Origin of the sequence: Variovorax sp. Root434 (genome assembly GCF_001426595.1) — a bacterium.
In the GTDB taxonomy this organism is placed as follows: Bacteria; Pseudomonadota; Gammaproteobacteria; order Burkholderiales; family Burkholderiaceae_C; genus Variovorax.
The window spans coordinates 52,110-65,238 of the sequence record NZ_LMEK01000016.1 but is presented as its reverse complement, the minus strand read 5'-3'; the positions used below and the strand labels follow the sequence as shown (position 1 = coordinate 65,238).

Annotated in this window: 13 protein-coding genes and 2 pseudogenes; 13 read left to right on the top strand and 2 right to left on the bottom strand. The window is 65.4% G+C overall.

The features are described from left to right. From ASD05_RS30150 to ASD05_RS17260, 5 genes and pseudogenes are all read left to right on the top strand, one after another. Positions 1 to 884, top strand: a pseudogene (locus ASD05_RS30150) (NAD(P)(+) transhydrogenase (Re/Si-specific) subunit beta); the annotation flags it as partial. 1 nt (position 885) lies between these two features. Next, positions 886 to 1,246 (top strand): annotated as a pseudogene (locus tag ASD05_RS30145) (NAD(P)(+) transhydrogenase (Re/Si-specific) subunit beta); the annotation flags it as partial. Between the two features lie 203 nt (positions 1,247 to 1,449). Next, on the top strand, positions 1,450 to 2,184 hold the full coding sequence (locus ASD05_RS17270) for a molybdate ABC transporter substrate-binding protein (RefSeq protein ID WP_162248892.1): 735 nt from the start codon (positions 1,450 to 1,452) through the stop codon (positions 2,182 to 2,184). A 3-nt stretch (positions 2,185 to 2,187) separates the two neighbouring features. Further along, a complete protein-coding gene (locus tag ASD05_RS17265; protein ID WP_056594952.1) occupies positions 2,188 to 2,700 on the top strand; it encodes a cupin domain-containing protein in 513 nt (170 codons plus the stop codon). 175 nt (positions 2,701 to 2,875) lie between these two features. Further along, a complete protein-coding gene (locus ASD05_RS17260) occupies positions 2,876 to 3,919 on the top strand; it encodes a lysophospholipase (protein ID WP_235508011.1) in 1,044 nt (347 codons plus the stop codon). On the opposite strand, the gene ASD05_RS17255 is transcribed toward ASD05_RS17260, so the two are convergent. Then, positions 3,912 to 4,829 carry a LysR family transcriptional regulator gene (locus tag ASD05_RS17255; protein ID WP_056594950.1) on the bottom strand — a complete coding sequence of 306 codons (918 nt, stop codon included), beginning with the start codon at positions 4,827 to 4,829 and terminating at the stop codon, positions 3,912 to 3,914. The genes ASD05_RS17260 and ASD05_RS17255 overlap by 8 nt on opposite strands. Positions 4,830 to 4,950: 121 nt before the next feature. Between ASD05_RS17255 and ASD05_RS17250 the strand changes: the two genes are divergently transcribed. From ASD05_RS17250 to ASD05_RS17215, 8 genes are all read left to right on the top strand, one after another. Further along, positions 4,951 to 5,925, top strand: coding sequence for a tripartite tricarboxylate transporter substrate binding protein (locus ASD05_RS17250; RefSeq protein WP_056594948.1), 975 nt, complete (start codon positions 4,951 to 4,953; stop codon positions 5,923 to 5,925). Between the two features lie 29 nt (positions 5,926 to 5,954). After that, positions 5,955 to 6,479, top strand: coding sequence for a GlcG/HbpS family heme-binding protein (locus ASD05_RS17245; protein ID WP_056594946.1), 525 nt, complete (start codon positions 5,955 to 5,957; stop codon positions 6,477 to 6,479). A 79-nt stretch (positions 6,480 to 6,558) separates the two neighbouring features. Further along, positions 6,559 to 7,374, top strand: a complete 816-nt coding sequence (gene mhpD / locus ASD05_RS17240; protein ID WP_056594944.1) for a 2-keto-4-pentenoate hydratase — start codon at positions 6,559 to 6,561, stop codon at positions 7,372 to 7,374. Continuing rightward, the gene (locus ASD05_RS17235; protein WP_056594942.1) at positions 7,371 to 8,135 is read left to right on the top strand and encodes a 2-keto-4-pentenoate hydratase; all 765 of its coding nucleotides are present in this window, start codon (positions 7,371 to 7,373) and stop codon (positions 8,133 to 8,135) included. The genes mhpD and ASD05_RS17235 overlap by 4 nt, the downstream gene beginning before the upstream one ends. Before the next feature lie 2 nt (positions 8,136 to 8,137). Then, a complete protein-coding gene (locus tag ASD05_RS17230; protein WP_056594940.1) occupies positions 8,138 to 8,359 on the top strand; it encodes a tautomerase family protein in 222 nt (73 codons plus the stop codon). Continuing rightward, positions 8,356 to 9,315 carry an acetaldehyde dehydrogenase (acetylating) gene (locus ASD05_RS17225; protein ID WP_056594938.1) on the top strand — a complete coding sequence of 320 codons (960 nt, stop codon included), beginning with the start codon at positions 8,356 to 8,358 and terminating at the stop codon, positions 9,313 to 9,315. The genes ASD05_RS17230 and ASD05_RS17225 overlap by 4 nt, the downstream gene beginning before the upstream one ends. A gap of 14 nt (positions 9,316 to 9,329) precedes the next feature. Beyond that, positions 9,330 to 10,388, top strand: a complete 1,059-nt coding sequence (gene dmpG / locus ASD05_RS17220; RefSeq protein ID WP_235508010.1) for a 4-hydroxy-2-oxovalerate aldolase — start codon at positions 9,330 to 9,332, stop codon at positions 10,386 to 10,388. 320 nt (positions 10,389 to 10,708) lie between these two features. Next, the gene (locus tag ASD05_RS17215; protein WP_056594934.1) at positions 10,709 to 12,010 is read left to right on the top strand and encodes a porin; all 1,302 of its coding nucleotides are present in this window, start codon (positions 10,709 to 10,711) and stop codon (positions 12,008 to 12,010) included. Positions 12,011 to 12,096: 86 nt separating this feature from the next. Here ASD05_RS17215 and ASD05_RS17210 read toward each other — a convergent pair whose 3' ends face one another. Then, complete coding sequence (locus tag ASD05_RS17210; protein ID WP_157610149.1) at positions 12,097 to 12,885, bottom strand: fumarylacetoacetate hydrolase family protein; 789 nt, start codon at positions 12,883 to 12,885, stop codon at positions 12,097 to 12,099. Positions 12,886 to 13,129 lie beyond the last annotated feature (244 nt).

The following is a 13,129-nucleotide window of genomic DNA, read 5'->3' as shown; positions in this document are numbered from 1 at the left end:
GGCGCGCCCATTCCCACCGGCAACCGGCTCGAGCTGTTCCTGGGCGCGGCCATCGGCGCCATCACCTTCAGCGGCTCGGTCATCGCCTTCGGCAAGCTTTCGGGCACCTACAAGTTCCGCCTGTTCCAGGGCGCGCCGGTGCAGTTCGCGGGCCAGCACATGCTGAACCTCGTGCTCGGCCTGGCCATGATCGGGCTGGGGCTGGTGTTCATGTTCACCGARAGCTGGCCGGCCTTCTTCGCGATGCTGGCGCTGGCCTTCGTGATGGGCGTGCTCATCATCATCCCGATCGGCGGCGCGGACATGCCGGTGGTGGTGTCGATGCTCAACAGCTACTCGGGCTGGGCGGCCGCGGGYATCGGCTTCAGCCTGAACAACGCGATGCTGATCGTGGCGGGCAGTCTGGTGGGCTCTTCGGGCGCGATCCTGAGCTACATCATGTGCAAGGCGATGAACCGCTCGTTCTTCAACGTGATCCTGGGCGGCTTCGGCGGCGAGGCGGTCAGCGCGGGTGGCGGCGCGAAGGAGCAGCGTCCGGTCAAGAGCGGCAGCGCCGACGACGCGGCCTACATGCTGTCCAACGCCGAGACCGTGATCATCGTGCCGGGCTACGGCCTGGCGGTGGCGCGGGCGCAGCATGCGGTCAACGAGCTGGCCGAGAAGCTCACGCACAAGGGCGTGACCGTGAAGTACGCGATCCACCCGGTGGCCGGGCGCATGCCGGGCCACATGAACGTGCTGCTGGCCGAGGCCGAGGTGCCGTACGACCAGGTGTTCGAGATGGAGGACATCAACGGCGAGTTCGCGCAGGCCGACGTGGCGATCATCCTGGGCGCCAACGACGTGGTGAACCCGGCCGCGCTCACCAAGGGCACGCCGATCTANGAACGAGCTGGCCGAGAAGCTCACGCACAAGGGCGTGACCGTGAAGTACGCGATCCACCCGGTGGCCGGGCGCATGCCGGGCCACATGAACGTGCTGCTGGCCGAGGCCGAGGTGCCGTACGACCAGGTGTTCGAGATGGAAGACATCAACGGCGAGTTCGCGCAGGCCGACGTGGCGATCATCCTGGGCGCCAACGACGTGGTGAACCCGGCCGCGCTCACCAAGGGCACGCCGATCTACGGCATGCCGATCCTGGAGGCCTACAAGGCCAAGACCGTCATCGTGAACAAGCGCTCCATGGCCGCCGGCTATGCGGGCCTGGACAACGAGCTGTTCTACATGGACAAGACGATGATGGTCNCTACAAGGCCAAGACCGTCATCGTGAACAAGCGCTCCATGGCCGCCGGCTATGCGGGCCTGGACAACGAGCTGTTCTACATGGACAAGACGATGATGGTGTTCGGAGATGCGAAGAAGGTGGTCGAGGACATGGGAAAGGCGATCGATTGAAGTTCGTCACGAACCGAGCATGCCGTCTGCATGCGATCGCCGTAAAAGATGATGCAAGAAAGAAACCACGAAAACCTGATTCGCCTTGTGAGCACGCAATCGGCGCGAAGAATCCTGGAAGACTTAATCCCCGAGATTCAAAGACAACTTGGTGTTCGGATAGAGGCAGGCTTCATCGGTGTGTCTGTCCTCAACAAGATCGGGACGCGAACGATCGAAGCCGACGTATTCGTCGGCCCCTCGGACACTGTCGGCCAGTATGTCATGGAGCGTCGCCCCCTGAGCTTCTCGCGCGTCGGCCTCGCCATCTCGCGCAGCGGCGCGGCCTTCAGGTCGTCAGAGCCGCTCCCCGATGTTTCAAGCCTCGGCAAGTGCCTTGAATTTCTCGAGAAAGCCGAATCGGTTGCCTACTCCGAGGGGATCAGCGGAAAGCATCTGCTCGAAGTTCTCGCGAAATATGGTTTGGATGAGGCTGTTGGCAAGAAGCGTGTGCTGCCAGAGACGGGCGGGTCCGCCGCGACCTGCGTCGTGCTTGGCCTTGCGGATGTGGGAATTCAGCAGGTGAGCGAGATGATTTCTGTCGACGGCGTGACGATCGTCGAATTGCCCGGAGAACTAAGCAAGGTTGCCAGCTACGAAGCCGTCGCAAGGCGAACAGGGGATTCCAACGGCGGAGCGGCACGAATCTTGGACTACCTGACCTCGGGCAGCTTCAGGAACACATTGGGAAGTTACGGCCTGCTTCCCCCGAGCCTGCGCGAAGGCTATCTTTCTACCAAGGAGTAATCGATGAAGTTGACTTTGCCATATCTCATGATTGCGGCAGCCCTGCTGACCCAGGGCGGAACGGATGCGGCCCGCGCCGCGGGCGTCGCAATGCCGATGCTTGTTGCGACACCCGAGCAACTCTCCGTGACCCAGAGCGCGTCGAACACGGTCGGCGTCTCCCAGGTCAGTGGCCAGAGCGCGACCGTGATCTATGGCGATCCGACGAAGGCAGGGCTCTACACGGTCCTGCTTCGCCTCGAGCCGCATAAGCGCATCATGCCGCTGTCGCATCCCGATTCCCGCTTCGTCACGGTCCTGTCGGGAAAGTTCTACGTCGGGTTTGGCGACGCCTACGATGAAACCAAACTCAAGACGTTACCGCCAGGTGGCATTTACACCGAACCGGCCAATGCCAACCATTTCGGTGAAACGCTGGATGAGCCGACTATCGTCGCGATCACCGGATATGGGCCAAGCGGAACCACTTACGCGAATCCCGCCGATGCGCCAGAAGCAGCGAAGCAGGCCCACTGAGACCGAACAGGATGGGGCGGTGAGTCCATAAGAGCTTGCGTGGTGCTCGGTGTTCCGTCAGCAGGCTGCCGCCGTGAAGGCATCCATGAGCAGGGCCGATCAATACATGAGAAGTCCTCGTTTGACGGCCGCCGCTGCGCCACCGATAGTGCCAGCAGAACAAGGAGACCCCGGTATGAAGCTATCGATCTCACATCTGGCTGGCGCGCTGCTGGCCGTGGCCTTCGCCTCGGGCGGTGCTGCCGCGACCTTGGGCGGTCCTTTGCGACTGGCCGACGAAGGCAGTTTCTTCGTCGGTGGAAGGACGATAGAGACGCCCCACGCCGGTACATCGCCCGCGGGGGTGGTTCCGCCCGGCAGGATAGTGGTCGACCAGATGTACGTGCAGTACCGCATTCCCGAAGGCTCTGCAGGCCGGGTCCCGATCGTGCTGGTGCATGGAGGCGGGCTCACCGGCGCGAGCTACGAGACCACGCCGGACGGGCGAGAGGGCTGGGCCACGTACCTCGTTCGCAAGGGCCATCCGGTGTACGTGGTCGACACGCCTGGGCGCGGACGTTCGGGCTTTGACGCGAGTCCCTTCAATGAAGCGAAAGCCAAGGGGGATGTGAAGCCGTTGCCCTCCAACGTGCTGATGGTGACCAGTGAACTCGCCTGGACCTTGTTCCGATTCGGCCCGAGCTACGGTAAGCCGTTCGCGGACACCCAGTTCCCGATCGAGGCGGTCGGCAGCTTCGCTGCCCAGGGCGTTCCCTTCGCCGAGGCAACGCTGGAAGGCGGAGCCATGCAGACGGCTCCCCGCGCGCTCGCCGCGCTTCTGGACAGGATCGGCCCCGCCGTGGTCGTCGTTCATTCGCTCGCCGGCCCGTTCGCTGACGCGGTCGTCTCGATGCGGCCGAAGCTGGTTCGCGCGGTGGTCAACATCGAGGGGGCGCAATCGGTCGTTCCCACCGATGCCCAGATCGCGGCATACGCCGGAATCCCCGTGCTCGAACTGTTCGGCGACCATCTCGACGCGCCGGTGTTCACCGCCAGGTCGCGACTCGAAGCCCGCCGGGCGGTCGTGGAGCGGATCAACGGCAACACAGGGGGCAGAGCCTCGCTGGTCACCTTGCCGAGCGTCGGCATCCGTGGCAACTCGCACATGATGATGCAGGACAGGAACAACCTCGCGGTGGCCGACTACATCCTCGGCTGGCTCGCAGATCAGCTCAAGTAGAGCGCCCGGCGAGCGGCTGTGGTTCCGCCGATGCCTCCACGATGAAATCGACGAAGGCTTGAGCCGCATGAGACAGGGAGACTCCTGCGCGCTGCACGAGCGATACCTCGCGATCGATCAGGGGTTCTTCGATCCGCTTGCATTGGATGCGGGATTCATCGGTCAGCTTCGCGGCATAGCCAGGCAGTACCGCGATTCCGAGCCCCGCACTGACCATGCCGATGAGGGAGCCCGCATAGTTCGCCTCCGCCACAGGATGCAGCACCATTCCGGCCGAGGCGAAGCCGGCTTCCGTCAGGTCGCGGAATACGCTGCCGCTGCGCAACGCGAGCATCGGCTGCCCAACGACATCGGCCCAGGTCAAGTACTTTGCACCGCCGAAGGCATGTCCGGCCGGGAACACCGCGACCATCGCTTCTGAAAACAGCCGCGTGCGCTTCACGTCGGCTTCATCCGATGCAAATGTGCCGATGCCCACGTCCGCCGAGCCGCTTCGCACCTGGGGGAGCACCTGCGTTGGCAGCGTGTCCTGGAGCACGGCCTCGATGCCCGGGTATTGGGCCTTGAAGCGTGCCAGGATCGGCGGCAGGTAGGTGCTGGAAAGCACCAGCGGAGCGGCAACGACGACGCGTCCGCGCTCCTTGGCCACCAGCGTATCGATGCCGGCGATCGCGGACTGGAGGTCGGCCAGGACGCGCTCGGCGCGCGGAAAGAAATCACTGCCCGCCGTTGTCAGCGTCACGGCTCGCGTGGTGCGGTCGAAGAGCCGCGTGTCGAGGGCTGTTTCCAGTTCCCTTACCAGCAGGCTCAGCGCCGATTGGGTCACGTGCATGGCCTGCGCCGCACGGGTGAAGCTGCCGAGTCGGGCAACCAGGACAAAGGCGCGAAGCTGGCGCAACGTCACATTCATGAGTGGAGCCAATCATTCGATTGGAAAGTCTCGTTTGAATCATAGCCCTCGGCGCCGTCTAATCAACTCGTGACCCAGCCATTTTTTTTTGGCCCGATCCACAGAAAGAAAAGAGACAGACATGAACCGCCGTGAACTCCTTGGCTGCCTGCCAGCGATCGCAGGTGCGACGTTCCCCGCATGGTCGCTGGCCCAGCCGGCTTATCCGAGTGCCCCTGTGAAGCTGTTGGTGGGCTTTCCGCCCGGTACCGCCACCGACGTGGCGGTCCGCGTCGTCGCCGAGCAGATGAGTCGTCGGCTCGGTCAGCCTTTCGTGGTGGACAACAGGCCAGGCGCGGGCAGCAACATCGCTGCCAGGGCTGTTGCCACCGCCCAGCCCGACGGCTACAACATCTTCGCACTGACCGTTGCGAACATCATCAACGCGGCCTTCCCGGTGCCCAACGCAGTGGATCCGGTCAAGGAGTTCACGCCCATCACGCTGATCGGAAGCGTACCCAACGTGCTCGTGGTCCAGCCCTCGCTGAAGGCGGGCAGCGTGGCGGAGTTGATCGCGCTTGCCAAGGCACGACCCGGCACTTTGAGCTACGCATCATCGGGCGTGGGCACCTCGCCCCATCTGTCGGGCGAGCAGTTTGCGCGAATGGCTGGAGTCAAGATCGTGCACATCCCCTACAAGGGCAGCACGGCCGCAGTGACCGACCTCCTCGGCGGCCAGGTCCAGTTGATGTTCTCGCCTGCATCGACGGTGATGCCGCATGTGCGCGCCGGCAAGCTCGTGGCGCTGGCCGTGACGAGCCTCCGGCGCACCGCCATCGCACCCGAACTGCGTACCCTGGACGAACTGGGACTGAAAGGCTTCGACACCGCCGTCTGGATCGGCCTCGTTGCGCCCGCGGGTACGCCGGCTGCCGTGACCGGCCATCTGCGCATGGCGGCTCACGCCGCACTGGACACGAGCGAGATCCAGGCCCTCTACAGGGCCCAGGGCATCGATCCGCTGAAGTCCAGCGGCGAGGAGTTCTCTCGTTTCCTGCAAGGCGAAGCGACGCGCTGGTCTGGGTTCATCCGGGCATCAGGAATCAAGGCCGAATAACCAAGCTTTATCAGAAAGGAAATTGCAAAATGGCCAAGCTACATGCCATCGAATGCCGCGCTTTCATCGTGGCCGTCACCGATAAGGCTCTGGAGATGGGGGTGCCGATCACCGTCGCGATCGTCGGTCCCGAGGGGCACCTGATCGCGCTCGAGCGGATGGACGATGCGGGCTTCATCACGCCCGATACGGCGCGCGCCAAGGCCTTCACCGTTGCCGCCTTCCGATCGATGAGTCCGCGCTTCAGCGATGGGCTGGTCATCCAGCAATGGTTCAAGGAGCGCAATCCGCAAATGCTGATCAACGCTTCGGTCTTCACCAACGGACAGGTGGTCGCGTCCGGTGGCTGCGCGCCCGTGTTCAAGGGCAACGAAATGGTTGGCGCCTATGGCATCAGCGGTGCGACGGGCGACCAGGACGAGGAGATCGGTCGATATGCGCGCGCGAAGGTCGGGTGGGCCCACATGCCCGCCGAGGACACCACGCCAGACAGCGTGAAGAAGCACGTGAACGAGATCTACGCCAAGGTGGGCCTGCAGGGCCGCACCCTCTGACGCCGCCGCGCAGTTTGCCTGCGCGGACCTTCCTGTTCGAACGACAGAACTTTCCGCCGCGAGCGGGAAAGGACAAGCCATGCCCCTGCATCCAGCCCTTCTGGCCGAAGCCGCCGACGCCCTTTGGGGCGCGGCCGCCACCGGCCATTGCATCCCGCCGCTGCGCGACACCCATGCCGGACTCGACGCCGACGATGCCTACGCCATCCAGCGGCTGAACACCGATCGCAGACTTGCCGAGGGCCGCCGCAGCGTCGGCTGCAAGATCGGCCTGACATCGCGCGCCGTGCAAGCGCAGCTCGGTGTCGACCAGCCCGATTTCGGTGTGATCTTCGACGACATGGGCTATGGCGACGCCGAACCGATCCCGATGCACAGGCTCCAGCAGCCCAAGGTCGAGGCCGAGATCGCCTTCGTGCTCGGCCGCGACCTGGAGCACGAGCGCCCCGGGCTCGCGGACGTGATCGGCGCGGTGGACCATGTGCTGCCTGCGATCGAGGTGGTGAGCAGCCGCATCGCCAACTGGAACATCCGGTTCGTCGACACCGTGGCGGACAACGCCTCCTCTGGTGCCTACGTGCTGGGTACGACGCCGCGGCTGCTGAGGGAGGTGGACCTGCGGCTGTGCGGCATGGTGACCATGCGCGCCGGCGAGCCGGTGTCGGTGGGTGCGGGGTTGGCCTGCCTCGGGCATCCGCTCAACGCAGTGACGTGGCTGGCCAGGACCATGGCGCGCCTGGGCCGGCCGCTGCGGGCCGGCGATCTCGTGCTTTCCGGCGCCCTCGGGCCGATGGTGGGCGTGAACGCGGGCGACGTGTTCGAGACCCGCATTCACGGACTGGGGAGCGTGCGTGCCGTCTTCGAGTCCGCCCTGAACGAGGAGGCGATGCGATGACGCACATCGAAGAACTGGCGGCTTTGCTGGACGATGCGGCCCGCGATGCCCGCCCCGTGGCGCAGATCGATCCGCAGGGGCGGCTCGGGCTGGACGAGGCCTATGCCATCCAGAAGGCCTCGATCGAACGCAGGGCGCGGCGTGGCGCGCCGCGCGTGGGCGTCAAGATGGGTTTCACCAGCCGCAGCAAGATGCTGCAGATGGGCCTGTCGGATGTGATCTGGGGCCGGCTCACCCGTGACATGCAGGTGGAGGAGGGCGGCTGCATCGACCTGGGCGACTACATCCATCCGCGCGTCGAGCCGGAGTTGGCGTTCATCCTCAAGCGGCCCGTGACCGCGGGCATGACGGCGGCGCAGGCGCTTGCGTGCGTGGAGGCCATCGCCCCAGCGCTGGAGATCATCGATTCGCGCTATGCGGACTTCAAGTTCTCGCTGACCGACGTCATCGCGGACAACGCTTCCTCGAGCGGTTTCGTCATCGGCCCGTGGGCCGACCCGGCGCAGGACTTCGGCAACCTCGGGCTCGCGCTCGCGATGGATGGCCACGTGGTCCAGATCGGATCGACCGCCGCCATCCTCGGCCATCCGTTGCGCGCGCTGGTGGCAGCTGCACGCCTGGCGGCGCAGGCCGGCGAGGAACTGCGGGCTGGCGACGTGGTGATGGCGGGGGCCGCCACCGCGGCCGAGTGGATCCTGCCCGGACAGTCCATCTCCGTCGAAATCCAGGGCCTGGGCCAGGCCAGCTTCAAGGCGAACTGACGATGCCGTTCGCCACTGTCCGGATCGTCGCCGGCCGCGACGCAGAGAAGAGAAAGGCGATGGCGCTGGATGTGGCGCAAGCCATTGCCCGCGCACTGGAAGCGCCCATCGAATCCGTGCGGGTCATCGTCCAAGAGATCCCCGCGGACCAGTGGTTCGTGGGAACGGAAAACATCGAGGAACGGCGCGCGCGCCGTGCTCGCGAAACAGGAGAGCAGAAGTGAGCACAAAACTGAAGGCAGCGATCGTGGGGCCGGGCAACATCGGCACGGACCTCATGATCAAATTGCTGCGGCACGCCAAGCACATCGAGCTTGGCGCCATGGTCGGGGTGGATCCCGCATCCGACGGACTGGCCCGCGCGCAGCGGCTGGGAATCCCGACGACTGCGGACGGCGTGGAAGGACTGCTCGCAATGGAGGTCTTCCCGCAGATCGACATCGTCTTCGATGCGACCTCGGCAAGCGCGCACCGGCGCCACGACGAACTGCTGCGTCCACATGGCGTGCAGATGATCGACCTGACGCCCGCGGCCATCGGCCCTTATGTCATTCCCGCCATCAATCTGGAGCAAGAGAACGCCTGCAACATGAACATGGTGACCTGCGGAGGGCAGGCGACGATTCCCATCGTGGCCGCCGTCTCGCGGGTGGCCAAGGTGCACTACGCGGAGATCGTGGCGTCGATCTCCAGCCGCTCCGCCGGCCCCGGAACCCGGGCGAATATCGACGAGTTCACCGAAACCACGCGTGCCGCGATCGAGAAGCTGGGCGGGGCCGAGCGGGGCAAGGCGATCATCGTCCTCAACCCGGCAGAGCCGCCGCTGATCATGCGCGACACGGTCTTCGTGTTGTCGCAGGGCGCCGACCGTGCAGCCATCGAGCGCAGCGTTCGCGACATGGTGGCAGCCGTGCAGGCCTACGTGCCCGGCTATCGCCTCAAGCAGGAACTGCAGTTCGAGGTCATCGCCGAGGACCGACCGCTGAACGTGCCGGGCCTGGGCCTGCGCCACGGGTTGAAGACCTCCGTCTTCCTCGAGGTCGAGGGCGCAGCCCACTACTTGCCTTCCTATGCCGGCAACCTGGACATCATGACCTCCGCCGCGCTGGCCTGCGGCGACATGATGGCGCGCCGCCGGCTCGCCTCGGGCATTGCGCGGGGCCTGCAGCGGCACGTATGAAAGACGGGATTTCCATGACCAAGAAGCTCTACATCTCCGACGTGACACTGCGCGACGGCAGCCATGCCGTGCGCCACCAGTACAGCCTGGCCCAGGTGAAGGCGATTGCATCCGCCCTTGACGAAGCGGGCGTCGACAGCATCGAAGTGGCGCATGGCGACGGCCTTCAAGGCGCCAGCTTCAACTACGGTTTTGGCGCACATGCCGATGTCGAGTGGATCGCGGCTGCGGCCGCATCCGTGCGCCGCTCGAAGATCGCGACGCTGCTGTTGCCCGGCATCGGCACGATGCACGATCTGCGCGAGGCCTACGACGCCGGCGCCCGCGTGGTCCGCGTGGCGACGCATTGCACCGAGGCCGACGTGTCGAAGCAGCACGTCGCATATGCACGCGAGCTCGGAATGGATGCCGTCGGCTTCCTCATGATGAGCCACATGACCCAGCCGTCGAAGCTCGCCGAGCAGGCCAGGCTCATGGAGAGCTATGGCGCGACCTGCGTCTACGTGGTCGACTCCGGCGGCGCACTGAGCATGAATGACGTGCGCGAGCGCTTCAGGGCCTTCAAGGACGTGCTGCAGCCCGCCACCCAGACGGGCATCCATGCGCACCACAACCTCGGCCTCGGCGTCGCCAATTCGATCGTCGCGGTGGAGGAGGGCTGCGACCGCATCGATGCGAGCCTGGCGGGGATGGGGGCGGGCGCGGGCAATGCGCCGCTGGAGGTCTTCATCGCAGCCGCCGAGCGGCTGGGCTGGCGCCATGGCACCGACCTCTACAAGCTGATGGATGCGGCCGACGATCTCGTGCGCCCGCTGCAGGATCGCCCGGTCCGGGTCGATCGCGAGACGCTGGCGCTCGGCTACGCGGGTGTGTATTCGAGCTTCCTGCGGCATGCGGAATCCGCTGCCGCCAGGTACGGGCTGAAGACCGTCGACATCCTCGTGGAACTCGGGCGCCGTCGGATGGTGGGCGGGCAGGAGGACATGATTCTCGACGTGGCGCTGGACCTGCTCAAGCATCAGGCCGGCGGCACGCAGGCCTCGTCCCACAGCGCCGCGCTCGCCAGCTCGTAGTCGGGGTACCTCGCTTGACAATGCGCTCCATTCGCCCAGAATTGCGCTAACGTTAGCATTGACGGTGAAGAGCGCTGTTTGAGGCTTCTCTCTTTCTCAGAGGGCGGTCTTTGTCCTCCGGAGTTCGATGGTCGAAAGGGAGATGTGTGCTTTCTAGTGAGTGCTAACGTTCGCGCGAAATGTGCATCTGACCGGCGGGAACTCCTTCCAGTCGGTGGTGGCATCGCAGCGCGGCTTTCTTTTTTGCGTCAGACCAGATGGGCCTTCCTGCATGCGTCGTCGTGCGGAGGGTCTTGGATCAACAAACCCAGAGACATGCAATGAGAAATTCTTTGATGGCCATGGCGGCGCTCGCCGCGGCCGGTGGTGCTTGCGCCCAGTCGTCGGTCACGCTGTTCGGCGTGGTGGATGCCGCCGTCAGCGGCTACTCGGCCAAGAGCAGCTTCTACAACACCGGGCTGCTCCCAGCGTCCCCGCCCTCCGGCCAGCCGGGCACGGTGAAGCGCAGCCAGACCGCGCTGTCGAACTCGGGCTACAACAACAGCCGCCTCGGCTTCCGCGGCGCGGAGGACCTGGGCGGCGGCCTGGCGGCCAGCTTCTGGCTCGAGTCGCCGCTTTTCAACGACAGCGGCCTGGCCGGCCTCTCCACTTTCGGCCGCCGCTCGACCGTGAGCCTGTCCGGCGGGTTCGGCGAAGTCCGCCTGGGCCGTGACTTCACGCCGAGCTTCTGGAGCGACACGGTGTTCGACCCGATGGGGGCGACCGGCGTGGGCACCAACCTGATCTCCTCGATCAACAGCAACCTGGCGATCGCCGCGTCGGGCGGCACGCTGAACGGCGCCTTGTCGGGCGGCACCGACAACTACGTGCGCACCAGCAACTCGATCGGCTACTTCCTGCCGCCGAGCCTGGGCGGCTTCTACGGGCAGGTGCAATACGCACTGCCCGAGAACACGAAATCCACCGACGTGCCGGGCAGCCCCAGCCAACGCGGGCGCTATGTCGGCGGCCGCTTCGGCTACGTCAACGGTCCGCTGGACGTGGCGCTCGCCTATGGCGAAAGCACCGCGCAGGATGCGACCACCACCACCGCGGCCGGGCTCTTCGCCGGCAGCGCCGAGCGCAAGATCTCAACCACGAACCTGGGCGCTTCCTACGACTTCGGTGTGCTCAAGCTGTTCGGCGAACTGTCCCGCGCGAGGGATGAGGCAACCACTACCGTGCCGGTCGGCGCGGTCGGCCGGTTCTCGTTCGATACCTCCGGCAGGTACGACGGTGCCTTGCTGGGCGCGACCGTGCCCATCGGCCCGGGCCTGATCCGCTTCGCCTATTCGCGCGTCAAGTTCAAGGCCGACGCCGGCCTGCAGCCAACGGGCCTGTTCGCTCCCGATCGCGACGCCTCGGCCGGGAAGCTCGCTCTCGGCTACGTGCACAACCTGAGCAAGCGTACGGCCCTGTACGCGACAGTGGCGCGCATCCGCATCAGCAATGGCCAGAACAACCCGGCCGTGATGGGTGCGACCACCGGCGGCAGCCCGGCCTACCTGTCGACCGGCACGAGCAGCGGCTTTGCGCCGCGCTCGGCCACGGGCTACGACTTCGGCATCCGCCATGCGTTCTGAACCCGGGCTCGCCGGGAAGATCGACCGCAACCGCGCCTGCCTCATGGCGTGGCCGGGCGCCGCCGGCCCGGCTTGAGTGGAACATGTCAGCGCGCTTGCGCTTCCGCGATCACGGGGTTGCGCAGCACGCCGATCCCCGGGATTTCGACTTCCACCATGTCGCCAACGGCCAGCGGCCCAACGCCGGCCGGGGTGCCGGTCATGATGAGGTCGCCCGGCAGCAGCGTCATGTACTTGCTGAGATAGGCGATCAGGTACGGTACCGGAAAGACGAGGTCGCGGCTGTTTCCGTCCTGCCGCACGACCCCGTTGACGCGCGTGATGATGCGCTGGTTCGCGGGGTCGAGCCCGGTGGCGATGAAGGGGCCGATGGGCGCGAAGGTGTCGTAGCCCTTGCCGGCAAGCAGGCAGCCGAAGGCGCTCTCGCGCCGTTGCAGCACCCGGTCACTGACGTCGTTGCCGATGGTGTAGCCGAACACGTGGTCGAGCGCCTGCGCCTCGGGCACGTGCCTCGCGCGCTTGCCGATGACGACGGTCAGTTCGCCCTCGAAATGCACGTTCTCGCCATCGGCTGGGTAGACGATCGCGTCGTCGGGGCCGACCGCCGAAGTGCTCGGCTTCATGAAGAGCACGGGAATCTCGGGTACGGCCTTGTTCGATTCCTTCGAGTGCGCGCGGTAGTTGTAGCCCAGGCCGAAGATGCGCGGCTGCGGCACCGGCGCCAGCAGCTTGGCCCGAGCGACCGGATCGCGGTGCCCGGTCTCGCGAAGACTTTCGAAAGGCGAGCCTTCGAGTCGCCTGAGCGAATCTTCTTCCACCACACCGTAGTGAATTGCGTTGTCGAGCGCGTAGCGCGCCACCAGCAGTCGGTTCATGCGAAGTATCTCCTGATATGTGCAAACGTTAGCATTTTAGATGCGCCGGCGTCCAGTGCAAGAAATTAACTTATCTTCACAACAAAGAGAGTTGACATGCCGAATCGGGTCGACGGAGAATATGCTAACGATAGCATAAGGAGACAAAAAATGAGTTGCATCGCACTGAGTCCTGGCCAGCCGCCGGACCGACACGCGCCGGCGCGATTCCCGCGCCCAATCAGCTTGGCGGGGGTGGCCCCGT

What these genes read in the sequence shown, in the direction of transcription:
- ASD05_RS17255 (WP_056594950.1), bottom strand. Translation starts at nt 4,829, where the DNA reads ATGAATGTGACGTTGCGCCAGCTTCGCGCCTTTGTCCTGGTTGCCCGA.
- ASD05_RS17245 (WP_056594946.1), top strand. Translation starts at nt 5,955, where the DNA reads ATGGCCAAGCTACATGCCATCGAATGCCGCGCTTTCATCGTGGCCGTC.
- ASD05_RS17210 (WP_157610149.1), bottom strand. Translation starts at nt 12,885, where the DNA reads ATGAACCGACTGCTGGTGGCGCGCTACGCGCTCGACAACGCAATTCAC.
- ASD05_RS17260 (WP_235508011.1), top strand. Translation starts at nt 2,876, where the DNA reads ATGAAGCTATCGATCTCACATCTGGCTGGCGCGCTGCTGGCCGTGGCC.
- dmpG (WP_235508010.1), top strand. Translation starts at nt 9,330, where the DNA reads ATGACCAAGAAGCTCTACATCTCCGACGTGACACTGCGCGACGGCAGC.
- ASD05_RS17250 (WP_056594948.1), top strand. Translation starts at nt 4,951, where the DNA reads ATGAACCGCCGTGAACTCCTTGGCTGCCTGCCAGCGATCGCAGGTGCG.
- ASD05_RS17235 (WP_056594942.1), top strand. Translation starts at nt 7,371, where the DNA reads ATGACGCACATCGAAGAACTGGCGGCTTTGCTGGACGATGCGGCCCGC.
- mhpD (WP_056594944.1), top strand. Translation starts at nt 6,559, where the DNA reads ATGCCCCTGCATCCAGCCCTTCTGGCCGAAGCCGCCGACGCCCTTTGG.
- ASD05_RS17230 (WP_056594940.1), top strand. Translation starts at nt 8,138, where the DNA reads ATGCCGTTCGCCACTGTCCGGATCGTCGCCGGCCGCGACGCAGAGAAG.
- ASD05_RS17265 (WP_056594952.1), top strand. Translation starts at nt 2,188, where the DNA reads ATGAAGTTGACTTTGCCATATCTCATGATTGCGGCAGCCCTGCTGACC.
- ASD05_RS17215 (WP_056594934.1), top strand. Translation starts at nt 10,709, where the DNA reads ATGAGAAATTCTTTGATGGCCATGGCGGCGCTCGCCGCGGCCGGTGGT.
- ASD05_RS17270 (WP_162248892.1), top strand. Translation starts at nt 1,450, where the DNA reads ATGCAAGAAAGAAACCACGAAAACCTGATTCGCCTTGTGAGCACGCAA.